Consider the following 17417-nt stretch of genomic DNA (forward strand, 5'->3'; position numbering starts at 1 on the left):
TCAGTAGCTTATTATTCTGGTATTTATAACAAGAACGGTCAGTGAATACCTAAATTTGAGTAAAAGAAATTTCACTACCACTCACTAATCCGGCTAAAATTCAAGAATTTCAATGCTTTAGCTATTTTCAATAGAATTAAATTTATTAATATAAATAACAAGTTACTATTCTTAAATTTGATCAGATTGATTGCAAAAAAAACAAGATTTTCAATAAGTTGCTTATAATCCTAATTATAGTTAGCCTTTCATAAGTAGCGATGCAACAAAGCCATTCCAGCGTCACGCGCTGCCATGTGATATACAATTTCCTTCGAATTACAACGTACGTGCGCTCTATATGCACTTGATTGACAAATGCTCTCTTATCAAAATCTCAAGAATCTGCACTATATTTAATGCTGCGCCTTTGCGCAGGTTGTCAGCCACTATCCACATATTTAATCCGTGCTCAACAGTATTGTCTCTTCTAATACGCGATACATATACAGCATTCTCCTGTACAACATCAATTTGAGTTATGTATTCACTATCTTCACGCCTGTTGTACACTAAAACTCCACTATCTTCGGCTTCACTTAGCACTTCACGAGCTTGTTCTTCAGTGATATGTTGATCAAATTCCACATTTACTGCCATAGCGTGACCGATAAAGACGGGTACCCTTACACAAGTTGCAGTAACTTTTATATCTTCCTCTAAAATTTTTTTTGTCTCCTCTTGCATTTTCCATTCCTCTTCTGTAGAGCCATTTTCCATGAATTCTCCTACATGGGGAATGCAATTGAATGCTATTTGCTTAGAGAATATCTTGGGTTTTTTAGCTTCGTTCATAAAGATTTTTTTTGTCTGGTCATAGAGCTCATCCATTGCTGCTTTGCCTGCACCAGAAGTTGATTGATAAGTTGAAGCAACGATTCTCTTTATTTTTGCTTTTTGGTGTAATAGATGTAGTACTAGCAGCATCTGTATTGTAGTACAGTTTGGATTGGATATTATGTTGTGGTTTTTATATTCCATAATTTTTTCTTTATTAATCTCTGGAATAATGAGTGGCACACCCTCTTTCATTCTAAAATGGGAACTGTTATCTATCACGATGCATCCAGCCTGTGTTGCAATTGGTACATACTCTTCAGAAACATGAGATCCAGCACAGAAAATGGCTACATTAGTTCCAACGAAGTCATAATCCTCAAGGCATAAAACTGTTAACTCTTTGTCACCAAAGCTCACCTTCTTCCCTTCTGATTTTTTCGATGCAAGTGCAATAACGCAATCTATCGCCTCATCTTGAAATTCAGCAAGCGTGCTTAATACCTCACGCCCTACTCTTCCGGTTGCTCCAATAACAGCAATTTTGTATCTCATATAGATGAACCTCTAATTTTAAAGTTCTATTATATTTTTACTGACAAAATTTACAATTGTTTTAATATTTTTACCTTGCAATTAATTGTAATTTAGCTATTATTATGCAATATTAGTAATATTACATAATGAAATGAAAGATGAGTAAGGAATACGATGAAACTAAGGTTAAACCTGCAATGTCTACACCTCAAGGGCCTGAAGGAACCAATGGATCAAAGGCCCAAAGTGTTCTTTCGAATAAAAGAAAGCCTACAATAAATTTTGATGATAAAAAGTATGGTGTAAAAACCTCTAAAATAGACCAACAGTCTCTAAACAAAAGACAAGAATCTTCAAAGCTAAGAGATCTCTTAAGGTCAATACCAATAATAAGGAGATTTTTAGCAAGGATTTTCACACCTGAAAAAATAGAAATCATCAGTAACCCTATATATGACAACATGGAAGCATATAAAAAATCGCAGGAAGATTACCCTAGTAAGATAAAAGAGGAAACTAGTATAGATGATGAACACACAAAAGAAGTAGATAGTAAACTTGAGAAGGGTAATGTTGAACAAGTGGACAACAAGAAAAGTCGTAGTTCATAAATATCAATCATTTAAAAATTATCTCTAGTTATAACATTGTATCTGTTCAGATGCATGGCTCATGTACAAATATTGAAACAAAAATTCCAGTGCTCCTTTCTCGTCATCCCAGTGCGTGACACTTGTATCTTTATGATGTGAGGCATTAGAGCTAAAATACCTCACAGGGAGGGTGAAGCTGATGCGACACTAATGCCATTAAGCCAGATTTTGCTTCCCTCCCATAGAATTAAAGACTGAACAGTATCTTTTGGAATTATATCCCGTATTACAAGGTTAGTCTAAACTCTCAGTTTATTTATAGTCTTGGAGGCAATTTTATGCAAGTAAATGCTATTTTGGGTGTGGATATTTCAAAAAAGAAATTTGATGTTTGTTTGTTAGTGGACAGTAAAAAACGACACAAAGTCTTTCAAAATAATCAAGATGGTTTTGCAAAACTTGTAGTTTGGTGCAATGGCCATGGAGCAAATCTTACTCATTTATGTCTTGAAGCAACTAGTTGGTATGGAGAAGATTTGGCTACTTTTATGCACGATTTAGGACATAATGTCAGTATAGTAAACCCAGAAAGCTTTTGGCAAAAGTGAGCTGCTCAGAAATAAGACAGATAAATCAGATGCAGCTATGATAGCTAGATTTTGTATCGCCAACAAACCTGCTCTTTGGAAGCCCATTGCACCTGAAATGAGGCATTTGAGGGAGCTTTACCGTTGCATGCAATCGCTAAAAGATGATAAGGTGCAACAGACAAATCGCTTGGAAAACAAAAATATGCATTCCAGTTGCAAAGAAGCTATATCTAAAGTAATTTTGGCAATAGAGGAGCAAATTATTGTTCTCGAAAAAGAAATTAATGAGCATATAAATAACTATCCACATCTAAAAAATATGGTGGAAAACCTTAAGACTATAAAAGGTATAGGATATCTTACTGCTGTTGCTGTTGTCGCAGAAATGCCATCAGTTGATAACTTTGACAATGCTAAACAATTTACAGCTTTTCCTGGTCTAAATCCAGGACATTATCAATCGGGATCGTCAGTAAGTAAGAGAAGTTGCATATGCAAAATAGGATCTGAGCGTATTCGAAAAGCTCTTTATATGCCAGCTATAGTAGTCAAAAACCATAATAATCATTTTCAAAAGTTTTGTCAGCGTCTAGCAAGTAAAGGCAAATGTCCAAAAGTCATAGTTCTTGCGTTAATGCGAAAATTAATGCATGTCTTTTTTGGTATTCTTAAAAATAATCAACCATTTAATTGTAATTTTGTTGGATAATTTGTTTGACAGCAGAGACAGTATCTGGGATCCAGATTGGGCACTAAGTTGGTAAACACGAAAGCGATTAATCCTTTACAACGTTTTTGATGGAACTGCGCGAAAGAACTGGATGCCAGTGTCACGCACTGGCATGACACCCATTTCTTCCTATAGTTGTCTTTTCTCGTCTACCTTATTTTGCCACTCTGCTGAACAGATACATAACATTTGCTATACAGAAACTCTGCGATACCAAAATAAATAAAGAGGTACGCCACTTGCAGTGAATAAGCTTGCGATCAGCAAGGTATTCACAGAAGTTTCAAATATTACCCAGCAGCAAAAGGTTGTTGCTATACTGCCAATTAAAAATTTGTAACAACTCTTTTCTTGCACAATAACTTTGAGAAAAGCAAGACTGCATGCAAGGTAAACAAATAAAAATGAAACTACAGAAAAGTCGATAATTGATGTGATCTGCTTAGCAAAATTGTTGCTTGAAGTGAGGATTAGTAAAGTTGCAGTTCCAACTGAGCTAGTTGTTATGCCCCAGAAAGGAGAACCGTGCTTGTTTCTTTGAGCAAAAAACTGTGGCATCAGTTTATCTTTTGCAAGGCCAAGGGCCACTTGTCCACTAGCTAGTACCCAAGCGTTTAAAGTACCAACACAAAAAATGAACGCAGTTATAGAAATAATCAAGTGCCAATTGCCAGAGGCCATAATTTTTATTGCGTCAACATATGGTGCTCTTGAACTTGCTAAATCATTGCCATTTATTAATCCCATAATTGCAAGATTGTTGATAAAATACACAACAGCAACAGAGATTGTTCCAAGTACCACAGCTCTTGGTATTGTTCTAGCTGGATTATCAACTGACCCTGCAGGTGCTGTTGCCAATTCAACTCCAATAAAACCCCATAGAGTAATAAGTGTAGAACGGGCAAGAATCTGCGATGTTGTAAGATTTGATATTTCTTCACTTATGATGAAGTTATTTCTATCAAAAAAAAACAATGCTGCTATAGGTATTACAAGCAATACAGAAATTTTTATCACCGTCAATAAAAACTCAACACGTCCAGCAGTAGCTACTCCTCTAAAATTTATTAGTGTAATAATTGTAAGTAATAACATCTCTAAAAACAGATGTACGTTTTGAATATCTTCATGGAAAAATGGTGTAAGATAACCAACACCCACAACTATTACGGCTGTTGTGCTAACCCATGAGATCACCCAATACGTCCAACCAACAAAAAAAGCTGCAGCAGGGCCAAAAGCATGCTTTACATAGACGTGAGGGCCACCCGTTTCCGGAAATTTTGCGCAGAGTGAGGCAAAAACTAAAGCAAGAGATATAGCACCAAGCCCTGATATTATCCAGCTTATAAGGCTATACATGCCATATGGAGCAAGGCTAATTGGAAGCATAAAAATTCCAGAGCCAATTTGGCTGCTAATCACTAAGGCAAAAATAGCCCAAAAACCTATTTTATTTGACACAATAATTCTTATCTAAATAGATTAACAATATACCCTAAACTCAGAAATTTCAATTGATCTTTTAACATAAAAACTTGCATTTTTTCAATTTGTTCCTAAAATAGACTATATTAACAGATTATTAAGAGGGGGTTATGAATCCGAGATTAAAAGCATTTTTGGTTGTTTGTAGTATTATTGCATTTTTGATTGCACTTTTGTTTCTCGTGTATTATTTAAATCTTCTTGTTAACTATATCCTTGACCCGATTCTAGTTCGTCCCTTTGAAAGATTATACAAAAACTTAATTGTTGATGGTCTTTATGCCTATTTATCTACAAGCACTTCTAGCCCTGCACTAGCATTTTTGGCTACAGGTTTTATTGTTATTGCTGCGTTTATTTGCCTGAATAAAATGCTTCTTCCCTTGCAAGAGAAGATCATAAACAACCATACCTCCTTTAAAAACAACAATATTGATAGCAATAGCATGTTGTTTGAGGTTTATAAAGATCCAACAATAAAATTAAAGGACAAAATCTTATTCTTCAGTATACACTTGATATATTACCTACAGCTTCCATTTTTATATATTGCATCAAAGGTATCAGCTCTACGTGGGTTTCTTATATTTAATTTTGGTTTATTATTGTTAAATTATGCACTGCTAATTCCAGTAGCACTTCTTGAGTTAATAAAATATCCATCAGTAAAACTCTTTTCACCTTTGGGTTTGAATGTAAAGCAGCTAAGCTTTTTGTTTAATGTAAGTGATGTGGGTACTAGTAGTCAGAGCGTTCATACTAGAAGTTTTCAGCAAAGCGTTATTGAATGTGCCAAAAAATTAAAGGAAGAACATGGTACGCCGTTAAATGAGTTGGATGAAGAGTTTAAAAGTTATATAAGCGGTTTAACAAGTCAGCAAAAACGAATGATAGAACCTTATCTAAGATTGGATGGTTATGAAACTGGGGAGTGGGTAAATTGGGCAGATTCACAAACCGGATTGACATTGACACAGGCTATAAATTTAGTTTTAATTGCGGCAAGAAAGCAAAATGCAGATATAGAATTATTGAAGTCTATATTACTGGTTCGCTTTGAGGAAAGTAATCGCCAATGTGGTCCTGGAATGCTCAACCGTATCATTTATGCATTAAGTGGTCTTAAAGCGGAAAATAATTTTGCAGCTCAACTAGAGCCTCAGCCAATAGGAAAGTTGGCTAGTGATGCTACTAAAAGATTTCTTGAGAAATATGTGGATAAGCACTACCATAAAATAAAAGTTTTGAAAGAAAATTTTGATAATTTGTATTCACCAAGTTCTGGGGTGGATTTGAGCAGCGTGAGTGATGAAGTAAAGGATGGCATTTCTTATACAAGAGATGCTATAAAAGAATTTGTGTTTAAGGAATTATATGTAAAGTTTTATAACGACTATGGAGAACATATTCGGAGAGGGCAAATAAAACAAAGGCTAAGAGAATTAATAACAGATGAAGTCATAGATGCAGCAATATCTTATAAGATAGACGAGATAGAAATTCCTGCAGAACCACTGACTTATCTTGAAAGAGTAAAAACATTTTTTGGAGGTCATGCAAGGTCTTCTGCTGCTTAGTGGTTTAGTTCGTGCTATATAGCTAAACTGACTTAGATTTACTGACAATTTTAAAACAACAAATTCGTCATTCCGCTACTAGTTAGCGGAATCTATACCGCGAATGAATCCATAGCTGTACGAACATTGTGATTTGAGAGCAATTTCCACAAGGGAGGGTGTCATTCCAGTGCTTGGCACTGGAATCCAGCCTTTATTATGCAGCCACTTGGTTGAAATGAAGTCTTCTGGATCCCAGTGTCTAGGCACTGGGATGACACCATTTGCTGTGCAATTTACCTTCAAAAATGAATGTTCGTACAGCTATGGAATGAATCGTGGTATGACGCGTTAGCTATAGCTTTGTCTTCCCTTTTCTGAATGGCTTGCAAGCTGCTATCTCTACAAAAACTATATTTTTCTTCAGAAGAGAGTTATATTGTAACTATGGACAAAATAATCATAAAAAAATTTGGTGGGACTTCGCTAACTGATTTAAACCGAGTTGCAAATTTGATAAAAAACGATATTGAGAAAGGTTGTAATGTAATCGTTGTTGTATCTGCTGTTGCAGGATTTACTGACCAAATGGTTTTTCAGGCTAGGCAAATCTCAAATTTAAGTTATAGACAAGAGTTATCAGAGTATGACGTTATGCTTTCAGCAGGAGAACAAATCTCTTGCGGTCTATTAGCTATCACTCTCCAATCGATCGGAGTTAATGCTAAATCGTGGCTTGCCTGGCAGTTACCAATTGTAACTGATGATTTTTATTCTGAGTCTAAAATAAAAACAATAAAGATTGAACGTGTGAAAAGATCTTTTGCTGAGGGTTATACTGCTGCGATCATTGCTGGTTTTCAGGGTATAAATGATGATAGAATCACTACTTTTGGAAGAGGAGGCTCTGATATATCAGCAGTTGCCTTCGCGGTAGCCTTTGGTGTTAGAACTTGCGAAATTTTTACTGATATTGATGGAATATATACAGCAGACCCGAGAATTGTTCCAAAGGCACGCAAGCTCAAATTTATCTCTTACGATGAAATGTTGGAAATGTCGTCATCTGGTGCTAAAATACTGCATAATCGTTCAGTACAACTTGCAATGAAACATAACATTAAAGTGCAAGTGCTATCCACTTTTAAGGAAGTAGAAGGCACCACAGTGCTACACAAAAGGGATGTACTAGAGAGATACTTAATTACTGGAATAACTTATAGCACTAATGAAGCTCTTGTAACTTTCACTAACCTTGCAAATAACTTGCGTACTTTAAGAGATATAGCAGGAGCAAACGTTAAAATTGATATGATACATGGGTCAAGTTTTGTTATCTCCAAATTTGATATTGATTTAATGGAAAAGTTACTGAATAAGAATGAAAATTATGCTATAAACGATAATGTAGCTAAAATTTCAATAATTGGTATTGGTGTTATGTCTAACACTGAAGTGATGCACCGCACACTCAAGGTTTTAAGCGAAAAAAAGATAGAAATACTTGCTATCACAACATCTGAAATCAAAATCAGTATAATTGTTCAAAAAGAATGCGCTGTAGCTTTAGTCAAAGATTTACATACTGAGTATGAGCTTGATATGCAGCACTAGGATAGGCTTGACGTCCAGTTGTCTAAGAGTATGTCTTAAAAAGGAATGAGGAAAAAAATATGATAGTGTAAGTAAAAAATAGGAGGGAAAATTGTATCCAAGTGATATAAGTGATAAGGAATGGGAAATTTTGGAGCCACATGTTGCACAAGGAAAGATAGGGAGGCCAAGAAAGCACAATATCAGAACAATTATTAATGCAATAAGGTATATAATGAGAGGTGGTTGTCAATGGAGAATGCTGCCGAAAGATTTTCCTCCATGGAAGACGGTGTATGACTATTTTCTCAGGTGACGTAGTAATGGCAAATTGGAAAAATACATAATATGCTAGTAAAAGAGGTAAGAAAAATGTTTGGTAAAAATGAAACACCTTCAGTAGGAATAATTGACAGTCAATCAGTAAAAACCACTCAAAAAGGGGATCCAGAGGATATGATGCTGAAAAAAATAAAGGGTAGAAAACGTCATATTGTTGTAGATACAGTGGGCTTAATTATTGCGGCTGATGTTCATAGTGCAAGTGTTCAAGATCGTGATGGTGCTCTAAATCTTTTCACTCAAGCTAAATACAAGGCTCCAACTTTACGTAAGTTTTTTGCTGATCAAGGATACATAGCAAAACCGCTGTTTATTGGAGACAGGATACGATTACCAAGAAAGCTGTTGATGTTACAGGATTTTTCGACAATCTGGACCACAATTTAGCACTGCAGGCTATCAAGAAGCACACAGACTGCAAATGGGTCATACTGTATGTTGAAAGGTGGATGAAATCCCCTATTCAGCAAGCAGATGGCAGTAAGGTAGTTAGGGAAAAAAGGAGTTCCGCAAGGAGGTTCAATAAGCCCAATCATTTCAAACATATTTATGCACCATGCATTTGATATATGGATGAAACAAAATCACCCAACAGTACCATTTGAAAGATATGTGGATGATGCGATAGTGCACTGCAGAACTAAAAGACAGGCAGAATTTATGCGAGCAGCAATTGAAGAAAGATTGGCATAATGTAAGCTAAAATTGCAACCTGATACCAATGCCATTCCAAAACTCCATCATTATACTGCCTTAGTATAACCTTCTCACTTCTATTGTCTATTTGTTTGTTATGTAATAGAAATTGGTATGAGATTGAAGAATTAAGTGTGAACGGTTACAGAATTTTTGCCAGGAGAAACATATAGTTAAAGTAATTCAGATTTGTAAGATATGTTTATCTGCAATTATAGCTTCAACAGTAGGCAATGTTGCTTTTAATTACCTCAACATTTTCTCTTGGCAATTCTTTAATGAACCGAGAAGTGCGCATCGGTTGCCACTGGTTGTTAATTTCCCTCCTATCTGCACATGAAATGATTAACCTTTCTTTGGCTCTGGTTATGCCAACATATGCGAGTCTCCTTTCTTCTTCTAAAGCTTTACCACTTTTGTCATCAAAAGATCTTTGATGAGGAAATAATCCCTCTTCCCAACCAGGTAGAAACACGCACGGGAATTCAAGTCCTTTGGCTGCATGAAGAGTCATAACATATACGGTGTCATCGTTATTCATATTATCCACTTCCATCACCAGACTTATATGCTCCAAGAAAGTTGTGGCATTATCGAAATTTTTTAAAGATGAGATGAGCTCTTTAACATTTTCTATTCGTGCTAAGCCTGTTACCTCCTCATTTTCAAGCATTTCAATATATCCTGATTGGTTTGCTACGATTTTAACGAATTCATGCAGTGGTTTTACGCTTACTATTTCTTCCCAAGCTTTAATTTTATTTAAAAAATCGTTGAGTGAGAGTTTAATTCTTTCGGTTACCTGATTACTATTAACTAATATTTTTGCTGCCTCAAAAAAAGAAATTTTGTTATCCTGAGCAGTCGTGTATATTTTCTTTAGAGTTGTAGCTCCTATGCTTCTTTTTGGCCGATTTACTATCCTTTCGAAAGCTAAGTCATCGTTATTGTTTGTAACAAGTCTTAAATATGCAATTATATCACTGACTTCCTGACGTTCGTAGAATTTTACGCCACTTATAATCTTGTAGGGAATTGAATATTTTATAAAATACTCTTCGAGAACTCTAGTTTGAAAAGTGGCCCTTACCAGCACTGCAATGTCACTAAATCTGTATTTATTGAGTTTCAATATCTGTTCGCTTATGAACCTTGCTTCAGCTTTCCCATCCCATAATTTTATTAGATTTACCTTTTCCCCTTCAATGTTTGTTGTCCACAATTTTTTTTCTAAGCGAGTCTTATTGTGATTGATAACATATGACGCAGTTGCAAGTATGTGGGATGTTGACCTGTAGTTACACTCTAGTTTAACGGTTTTTGCATTTTTAAAATCATCAGAAAACTTCAAAATATTTTCAACTTCTGCACCACGCCAACTATATATCGACTGGTCATCATCTCCTACACAGCAAATATTTGAGTGCTCTTTTGCAAGGTATTTTAGCCAAAGATATTGTATCGCATTTGTATCTTGATATTCATCTACCATAACATATTTAAACTTGTTTTGGTAGTAGGACAGAACTTCGGTCTTTTGATTAAAGAGCTGTATGTTATATAGCAATAAGTCACCAAAATCGACAGAATTAAGGAATTTCAACCTTTCCTGATACTGGTGATAGACTTTGAGTGCAGTTACATATACTGGCCTAAATGATTGAATATCTTCCACTTCAGATGGCAATAAGCACTTCTCTTTCCATTGCTGAATAATATTCATAATGGTCTTACATTTTTCTGATAGGTAATCAGGATTTATTTCATTGATAATATTTTTTATTACCTGTAATTGGTCATCCACACCAATGATTGTAAAATTGGGGTTTAAGCCCACAATTTCTGCGTGCAGGCGCAAGATTTTTGCTGCAATTGCATGGAAAGTGCCAAGCCATGGTATGTTTGTGCCCGTTAGCTCAAGTACCCTTGATACCATCTCATTTGCTGCTTTATTTGTAAATGTAACTGCTAATATCTCATCAGAATAAGCGTGACCGTTTCTAATTATGTGTGCTATTCTTGCAGTAATCGTTCTTGTTTTTCCCGTCCCGGCTCCTGCCAGTATCAAAACTGGTCCATCTATGTTAGTTACAGCTGATTGTTGTTCTGGATTTAGCAGTGAGAGATAATCGTTCATCGTAGCCCTATAGATTATAACTTCGTAAAGTTAAACCTATGATTGAAATATTGTAAAGGTTTTACTGAATAGAACAGTTAAAGAATGCTTCACTCAAGTACTACATATTTAAACGTAGGTTTTACATCTATTTTGTTTTAGTAGTTTCAGGTGTATGTCGAGTAACAACAACTTGATTTGAGGTATTGGCACCAGAACTTCTGCTTGTTGGGTGGATAAGTGGAGTTTGGAATGGCTTATATGTACGGTTTAGTTCCTTCATTTCTATTTCTTCAACTTCAACAAGGGGTTTTTCTTTTGGGGTATAGCGATTATGCGTTGCAGGTCGTTCAGTGAGATTTTCATATGTTTCTTTCAACCAAGTTCCGATATCATACATAAATCCATACGCTTTTTCTTTAAATTCTCTCAATGATCTACTGAAACTTGCTAGTGTGTTATTAAAGTAAATTGTCATATAGTCTCTTGTGGTGTATTGAGAACTTTCTCCATCTAGTCTGCTACTTTGTGCGTTAGAACTATTGTTGCTTTTAAAATAACCAAATATGTTGTACATTTTGAGCCGCCATTAATTACTAACATACACATATTATATATTGATAAATTAAGGACTTAGTGTATTGATTAAGCACTTAGAAAGCGCTCTGTATAATAATTTAAAATGGAGCTGGAGCTTTGTAGTACAATGTTTTCAAACGTTTAATATAATATTGACTTTACAACGATAGTCACTTTAAATTAGTAACTATTGTTGCAGTTAAAGTATCAATGCCTTTTTTCTTTTATTTTTTTGCAATTCTTAGCATTTTATCTGCTGTATGCGTAATTAGTGTAAGAAATCCTGTGCATGCAGTATTATTTTTAATTTTCACCTTCGTTAACTCTGCAGTGCTTTTCATTCTCCTTGGAGCTGAATTCATCGCTATGATGGTACTGATAGTATACATCGGTGCAGTTGCAGTGTTGTTCCTCTTTGTAGTTATGATGCTCGATATTGACTACATAAGATTGCGCCAGGGTTTTGCGAAGCATTTCACTCTTGGTGCTATATTGTGTGGTGTGTTTTTTTTGATTATCAGTTTTGTAATCCGCAGCTCAACGCTGAATATAAGTAATGTTATAAACTATAATGCCAATAACGTGAAAGCTATCGGTAATTTGCTCTACACTGACTACATGTACGCTTTTCATCTTTCTGGAATTTTGCTACTTGTTGCAATTGTCGGTGCAATTGCTCTTACTTTGCAGGACAAGAAAAAAGGAGTTAAAAAACAGAATGTATTAAAGCAATTGACGCAATCTTCATCTGTAAAATTGGTTAAGGCTAAATTTGGAAAAGGAGTGGAATGGAAATAGGATTAAATCATTTTTTGATAGTTGCTGCTATTTTGTTCACTGTTGGGGTGTGCGGTATTTTCATCAACCGTAAGAGCATAATCAATATATTGTTATCAATAGAAATATTATTGTTGGCGATTAACATCAATCTAGTTACTTTTTCTGCCTTTATGAATGATATAGTTGGGCAAATTTTTGTGATGTTTGTGTTGACTGTTGCGGCAGCAGAGTCAGGAGTTGGGCTTGCAATATTGGTTGTATATTATAGAAGCCGTGGCAATATAGATGTTGAACAAGCAAATTTAATGAAAGAATGAAAGAATGAAAGTATGATGGATATACTGAAATTAATAGTATTTTTGCCACTTTTTGGTTCGCTATTTGCAGCACTTTTTAGAAAAAGTCAGTTAGTTACAACGGCAGGGATTGGAATATCTGCAGTTTTATCTTGGTATGTTTTTCTCACCTTCTCTGAAAATTATCACTTGAGTTTATTTCCTTTGTTTTCATTGAGCATCTTAAAAGTAAATTGGGCAATTAGTGTGGATGCTCTCTCATCCTTAATGCTTATTGTTATTACCACCGTTTCACTGGTAGTACATCTCTACTCTATCGGTTATATGGAGCATGATAAGGGGAAGTCGAGGTTTTTTTCTTACCTATCGCTATTTACGTTTTGCATGATTGTGCTGGTTGTAAGCGATAATTTCGTGCAGCTTTTTTTTGGCTGGGAAGGGGTTGGCCTATGTTCTTATTTACTCATAGGATTTTGGTTCCAAAAATATTCTGCAAATAATGCAGCAATTAAAGCATTTGTTGTGAATAGGGTAGGAGACTTTGCACTATTGATTGGAATCTTTCTTATTTATTATACATTTCACTCTTTGAATTTTACTGAAGTTTTTGACACAACTGATCTTCTTGGCACGCAGAACATTAGGGCATTCTGCTGTGAATTCAAAGTAACTCATATAATATGCATATTACTTTTTATTGGCTGTATGGGTAAATCTGCACAGCTTGGTTTACATGTTTGGTTGCCAGATGCAATGGAAGGGCCAACTCCTGTTTCTGCACTTATTCACGCAGCAACGATGGTAACAGCAGGTATATTTTTAGTAGCAAAGTGTTCTCCATTGTTTGAGTTATCAAATGTGGCACGAGAATTAATAGTTATCGTTGGAGCACTCACTGCTTTTTTTGCAGCCACCGTTGCAATTACTCAGAACGATATAAAGAAAATAATTGCTTATTCAACCTGCAGTCAACTTGGTTATATGTTCATGGCATGTGGGCTTTCTGCTTACAATGTTGCTATTTTTCATTTAATGACACACGCTTTTTTTAAAGCTCTACTATTTCTTGGTGCTGGCAATGTGATTCATGCAATGCATCATGAGCAAAACATTCAGAAAATGGGAAATTGCTGGAAGAAAATCCCTTGCACTTACGCTCTCATGTGGATTGGATCTCTTGCGCTTTCTGGGATATTCCCATTTGCAGGTTTTTATTCAAAGGATTTGATAATTGAACATGCTTATAGCACGGATAGCTTTGCTTTTGTAATAAGCTTAGTTGTTGCATTCTTCACAGCGTTTTACTCTTGGAGGTTATTGCTTCTTGTGTTCCACAGCCAAAAACAAAGTAAAATTAATATACATGAGGCACCAAAGATTATGCTTATACCATTACTGATACTCGCTTTTGGATCAGTATTTTCTGGAATATGGGGAGCAAATATTTTGAACATAACTAGTAATGCGTTTTGGAAATCAAGTTTAGTGATGATTGATGAGCATGGAGTTCATAATTTCTTTATAAAACTACTGCCAACCTTAGCAAGCCTAAGTGGAATAGCACTTGCGTACCTAATTTACCAATATCAAGTAATTAGGCAAATTAAGAGTAAATTTTTACTTAAGTTTTTGCAGAATAAATGGTACTTTGATGAGGTGTATGAGTTTGTTATAATTGCACCGATAAGGTTTATATCTAGGCTTCTATGGAAGTTTGATGTTAAGGCTATTGATTCATTTGGACCAAATGGTGTTGTAAGGTTGGTTAATGAATGTTCAAAAAGTTCTATAAAGTTACAAACTGGTTATATATTTGATTATGCATTTATTATGTTTGTTACTCTAATAATCGGTGCTTTATATATTATTGGAATTAAATAGAAGGTGTTGTTACTTAGTATATTCTTGCTTCCACTGATAGGAGCGTTGATTTTATCCTTAATCAGGATTAATCATCAATCTATACACTTAAGATTCCTTGCTCTATTTTTTGCTGTACTTCCATTTTTGCTTAGCATTGTAGCTTGTATAGAATTTGATTATAACAATGCGGACTTTCAGTTTGTCAGCTACCCAATTAGAAATGTTGGAATAGGGATAGATGGTATATCGTTGCTTTTCCTTCTGCTTACAACTTTCTTGTTTGTAATTTGTATACTCTACAACTGCAAAATGAGTTATACGACCCTAAAAGCCTATATGGCATTGTTTCTACTGCTTGAGAGTTTTGTAGTCGGTTTTTTCGTTTCACTGAATGCTATAAGCTTTTATGTGTTTTTTGAAGCTGTTTTAATACCAATGTTCTTTATTATTGGCATCTGGGGAGGAAAACACAGGGTATATGCAACGTTTAAGTTGTTTCTTTATACATTAACTGGCTCATTATTATTTCTACTTGGATTGGTTTACATCTATAACATTTTTGGAACGTTTAATATACAAAAATTAGCTACATTAGTGCCAAGCCTTGATCTTGAAGTGCAGTCATTGCTGTGGATTGCATTTTTTATTTCTTTTGCAATAAAAGTACCGATGTTTCCATTTCACACTTGGCTTCCTGATGCACATGTGCAATCACCAACTTCTGGATCTGTGATTTTAGCTGGCTTGCTTATTAAAATGGGGGGATATGGATTTTTAAGGTTTTCTATTCCAATGCTTCCTCAGGCAAGTTTGTATTTTTCAAATTTCGTTGTTGTGCTGAGCATTATTGCGGTGATATATGCTTCTCTAGTTGCGTTTGCTCAAGATGATATAAAGAAGTTAATAGCTTATTCTTCAATAGCACATATGGGGATCGTTACTGCTGGCCTCTTTTCATTTTGTGAGGAAGGAGTACTGGGTAGCATATTTCAAATGATTAGTCATGGCCTTATTTCTGCTGCTTTATTTTTATGTGTTGGAATGCTATATACTCGAACTGGAACTTTGGAGATTGCAAAATATTTTGGCATAGTAAACACAATGCCAAAATTTGGTTTTATGTTCATTTTATTTTCAATGGCTTCAATAGGGCTACCTGGAACATCTGGGTTCGCAGGTGAGTTTTTGGCTATGGTTGGAATGTTTAAGAGCATAGGGTTTTTTACAGGATTTATCGCACTTGGCACTATTTTAAGCGCAGTTTATATGCTGAATTTATGTAAGCAAATAATATGGGGGGTTAGCTATTCTAAATTATTAAATAACCGTTTGGATAGCATAGAATTTTCTGTCTTAATTCTGCTTGCAGTGTTTGTTATTTTGCTTGGATTTTACCCAACCCTTGCACTGAATTATTTGAAGCCATGTATGGCAAATTTGTTAGTCAAATATAATGCGCTATGAATTATATACAGATATTGCCGGAAACGTTCTCTATTATCTCCTCGTTAGTGTTGCTGCTGCTTGGGATTATATTTAACCGCAGAACTATCAACTTATTAGCACTTGGCTGCACAGTGGTAACTTTGATTATTTTAATTCTTTCGGCAGAAAACAATGAAATTTTTCTCTTTAATTCGTTGTTAAAACTCAATTTATACATCAGGTCAGCCCAAGGGTTAATTCTCAGCACAGGAATTTTAATACTTTTGATGCTGAATTTATCAAAATATGACTATAAGTATGAATTTTCAATGCTGATTCTTTTTGCGCTATTTGGCATGATAACTTTGGTTTCAGCAAATAGTCTGATTTCTTTTTATTTAGCTTTTGAGTTGATGAGTATATCTTTGTATGTTCTTGCGAGCTTTAATAAAGATTCGATTTATTCATGTGAAGCAGGAGTGAAATATTTTACACTCAGTGCATTATCTTCCTGCATTATGCTATATGGAATGTCGCTGCTTTATGGATATACAGGACAAGTCAATTTCTCTGAGCTCGGTTCATTCTTGCAAAACCATCAGATAACTTATGGAATAGTTTTTGGGTTAGTCTTTGTCCTAATTGGTTTGTGTTTCAAGCTTGCTATTGCTCCTTTTCATATGTGGGCTCCAGATGTCTATCAAGGTGCACCTACCATAGTAACTGCGTTTTTTTCTACGGCCCCAAAAGCTGCACTTGTAACATTTTTAATTCGATTGATGAATGAAGAGTTAGTAAATGTAAAAAGTTATGTTCAGCCTATTTTCTTATACGTTTCAGCATTGTCTGTTCTTATCTCAGCTTTTGGGGCCTTACGTCAGCAAAACTTAAAAAGGCTGCTTGCTTACAGTTCAATTGGTCACATTGGTTTTATATTTGCTTCACTTTCTATTTTTACACAAGCAGGAACAGATAGTGCCTTAATGTATCTGGTGATATATATCATCACAAGCATAGGGCTATTCTCATATCTTGTACAAATTGACGATGAAGATTGTGATATTGCAAATTTATCTGGTATAGGGAAGAAACGCCCAATTGTAGCATTTCATCTTTCTGTACTGTTACTCTCGATGTCGGGAATACCTCCACTTGCAGGTTTTATCGCTAAATTTTTTATATTCAAAAGTTTAATAAATTCTGGCTTTATCAGCCTGTCTTTGACCCTTGTGGTGGCGAGTGTTGTATCGTGTTACTATTATCTAAATATTATAAAAGCTATGTATTTCGATAAAGCTAGTGGTAATAAGGTTGCTTATTCTAAGGGCCTATTCATTATCACTTCGGTGGCTTCGCTGATCAACCTCGTTCTTTTCTTGTACGTTTTACTCACTCATTGAACTAAAGGGCTGAC

16 protein-coding genes and 1 pseudogene are annotated in these 17417 nt (G+C 35.2%); 13 read left to right on the forward strand and 4 right to left on the reverse strand.

Annotated features, from left to right (window positions below; genetic code table 11):
* Window positions 1-336: 336 nt before the first annotated feature.
* Window positions 337-1371 carry an aspartate-semialdehyde dehydrogenase gene (locus OZD64_RS04230; RefSeq protein WP_010962945.1) on the reverse strand — a complete coding sequence of 345 codons (1035 nt, stop codon included), beginning with the start codon at window positions 1369-1371 and terminating at the stop codon, window positions 337-339.
* 140 nt (window positions 1372-1511) lie between these two features.
* Between OZD64_RS04230 and OZD64_RS04235 the strand changes: the two genes are divergently transcribed.
* Together OZD64_RS04235 and OZD64_RS06880 are read left to right on the forward strand one after the other, a co-directional pair.
* Window positions 1512-1964 (forward strand): hypothetical protein, encoded by a 453-nt coding sequence (locus OZD64_RS04235; protein WP_274999370.1) that lies wholly within the window; start codon window positions 1512-1514, stop codon window positions 1962-1964.
* A gap of 320 nt (window positions 1965-2284) precedes the next feature.
* A pseudogene (locus OZD64_RS06880) lies at window positions 2285-3245 on the forward strand (IS110 family transposase).
* Between the two features lie 213 nt (window positions 3246-3458).
* Here OZD64_RS06880 and OZD64_RS04250 read toward each other — a convergent pair.
* Complete coding sequence (locus tag OZD64_RS04250) at window positions 3459-4733, reverse strand: APC family permease (RefSeq protein ID WP_010082345.1); 1275 nt, start codon at window positions 4731-4733, stop codon at window positions 3459-3461.
* A gap of 134 nt (window positions 4734-4867) precedes the next feature.
* Here OZD64_RS04250 and OZD64_RS04255 point away from each other — a divergent pair, with 134 nt between their 5' ends.
* The 6 genes from OZD64_RS04255 to OZD64_RS04280 all read left to right on the forward strand — a co-directional run bounded on the left by OZD64_RS04255 (window position 4868) and on the right by OZD64_RS04280 (window position 8941).
* On the forward strand, window positions 4868-6334 hold the full coding sequence (locus tag OZD64_RS04255) for a hypothetical protein (protein ID WP_274999373.1): 1467 nt from the start codon (window positions 4868-4870) through the stop codon (window positions 6332-6334).
* 133 nt (window positions 6335-6467) lie between these two features.
* Window positions 6468-6668 carry a hypothetical protein gene (locus tag OZD64_RS06750; protein ID WP_410543749.1) on the forward strand — a complete coding sequence of 67 codons (201 nt, stop codon included), beginning with the start codon at window positions 6468-6470 and terminating at the stop codon, window positions 6666-6668.
* A gap of 92 nt (window positions 6669-6760) precedes the next feature.
* Window positions 6761-7927 (forward strand): aspartate kinase, encoded by a 1167-nt coding sequence (locus tag OZD64_RS04265; RefSeq protein ID WP_010962950.1) that lies wholly within the window; start codon window positions 6761-6763, stop codon window positions 7925-7927.
* 91 nt (window positions 7928-8018) lie between these two features.
* Window positions 8019-8222 carry an IS5 family transposase gene (locus OZD64_RS04270; protein WP_007549940.1) on the forward strand — a complete coding sequence of 68 codons (204 nt, stop codon included), beginning with the start codon at window positions 8019-8021 and terminating at the stop codon, window positions 8220-8222.
* Between the two features lie 32 nt (window positions 8223-8254).
* Window positions 8255-8635, forward strand: coding sequence for a transposase (locus OZD64_RS04275; protein ID WP_274999374.1), 381 nt, complete (start codon window positions 8255-8257; stop codon window positions 8633-8635).
* 162 nt (window positions 8636-8797) lie between these two features.
* Window positions 8798-8941 carry a Putative reverse transcriptase gene (locus OZD64_RS04280; protein WP_022626389.1) on the forward strand — a complete coding sequence of 48 codons (144 nt, stop codon included), beginning with the start codon at window positions 8798-8800 and terminating at the stop codon, window positions 8939-8941.
* Between the two features lie 223 nt (window positions 8942-9164).
* On the opposite strand, the gene OZD64_RS04285 is transcribed toward OZD64_RS04280, so the two are convergent.
* Window positions 9165-11081, reverse strand: a complete 1917-nt coding sequence (locus OZD64_RS04285) for an ATP-dependent helicase (protein WP_038199246.1) — start codon at window positions 11079-11081, stop codon at window positions 9165-9167.
* 127 nt (window positions 11082-11208) lie between these two features.
* Entirely contained in the window at window positions 11209-11637 is a 429-nt protein-coding gene (locus OZD64_RS04290; protein ID WP_274999375.1) for a WD_0964 family protein, read from the reverse strand.
* 212 nt (window positions 11638-11849) lie between these two features.
* Between OZD64_RS04290 and OZD64_RS04295 the strand changes: the two genes are divergently transcribed.
* Genes OZD64_RS04295 through OZD64_RS04315 form a run of 5 tightly spaced genes read left to right on the forward strand, consistent with a single transcriptional unit; the run spans window position 11850 to window position 17403 of the window.
* Complete coding sequence (locus OZD64_RS04295; protein ID WP_010962952.1) at window positions 11850-12437, forward strand: NADH-quinone oxidoreductase subunit J; 588 nt, start codon at window positions 11850-11852, stop codon at window positions 12435-12437.
* A complete protein-coding gene (nuoK, locus tag OZD64_RS04300; RefSeq protein ID WP_038199248.1) occupies window positions 12428-12736 on the forward strand; it encodes an NADH-quinone oxidoreductase subunit NuoK in 309 nt (102 codons plus the stop codon). The genes OZD64_RS04295 and nuoK overlap by 10 nt, the downstream gene beginning before the upstream one ends.
* A 12-nt stretch (window positions 12737-12748) precedes the next feature.
* A complete protein-coding gene (gene nuoL, locus OZD64_RS04305; RefSeq protein ID WP_022626390.1) occupies window positions 12749-14596 on the forward strand; it encodes an NADH-quinone oxidoreductase subunit L in 1848 nt (615 codons plus the stop codon).
* A 3-nt stretch (window positions 14597-14599) separates the two neighbouring features.
* Window positions 14600-16042 (forward strand): complex I subunit 4 family protein, encoded by a 1443-nt coding sequence (locus OZD64_RS04310; RefSeq protein ID WP_010962955.1) that lies wholly within the window; start codon window positions 14600-14602, stop codon window positions 16040-16042.
* Window positions 16039-17403 (forward strand): NADH-quinone oxidoreductase subunit N, encoded by a 1365-nt coding sequence (locus OZD64_RS04315; protein ID WP_095742783.1) that lies wholly within the window; start codon window positions 16039-16041, stop codon window positions 17401-17403. The genes OZD64_RS04310 and OZD64_RS04315 overlap by 4 nt, the downstream gene beginning before the upstream one ends.
* Window positions 17404-17417: the final 14 nt, after the last annotated feature.

The sequence above is a fragment of the Wolbachia endosymbiont of Drosophila tristis genome, assembly GCF_028981745.1.
Classification (GTDB): Bacteria; Pseudomonadota; Alphaproteobacteria; order Rickettsiales; family Anaplasmataceae; genus Wolbachia; species Wolbachia pipientis.

Bases quoted from the DNA above. Each gene is read 5' to 3' on its own strand.
- OZD64_RS04280 (WP_022626389.1), top strand. From the start codon at position 8,798: ATGCACCATGCATTTGATATATGGATGAAACAAAATCACCCAACAGTA.
- OZD64_RS04285 (WP_038199246.1), bottom strand. From the start codon at position 11,081: ATGAACGATTATCTCTCACTGCTAAATCCAGAACAACAATCAGCTGTA.
- OZD64_RS04255 (WP_274999373.1), top strand. From the start codon at position 4,868: ATGAATCCGAGATTAAAAGCATTTTTGGTTGTTTGTAGTATTATTGCA.
- OZD64_RS04230 (WP_010962945.1), bottom strand. From the start codon at position 1,371: ATGAGATACAAAATTGCTGTTATTGGAGCAACCGGAAGAGTAGGGCGT.
- OZD64_RS04265 (WP_010962950.1), top strand. From the start codon at position 6,761: ATGGACAAAATAATCATAAAAAAATTTGGTGGGACTTCGCTAACTGAT.
- OZD64_RS04290 (WP_274999375.1), bottom strand. From the start codon at position 11,637: ATGTACAACATATTTGGTTATTTTAAAAGCAACAATAGTTCTAACGCA.
- nuoL (WP_022626390.1), top strand. From the start codon at position 12,749: ATGATGGATATACTGAAATTAATAGTATTTTTGCCACTTTTTGGTTCG.
- nuoK (WP_038199248.1), top strand. From the start codon at position 12,428: ATGGAAATAGGATTAAATCATTTTTTGATAGTTGCTGCTATTTTGTTC.
- OZD64_RS04275 (WP_274999374.1), top strand. From the start codon at position 8,255: ATGCTAGTAAAAGAGGTAAGAAAAATGTTTGGTAAAAATGAAACACCT.
- OZD64_RS04315 (WP_095742783.1), top strand. From the start codon at position 16,039: ATGAATTATATACAGATATTGCCGGAAACGTTCTCTATTATCTCCTCG.
- OZD64_RS04235 (WP_274999370.1), top strand. From the start codon at position 1,512: ATGAGTAAGGAATACGATGAAACTAAGGTTAAACCTGCAATGTCTACA.
- OZD64_RS04295 (WP_010962952.1), top strand. From the start codon at position 11,850: ATGCCTTTTTTCTTTTATTTTTTTGCAATTCTTAGCATTTTATCTGCT.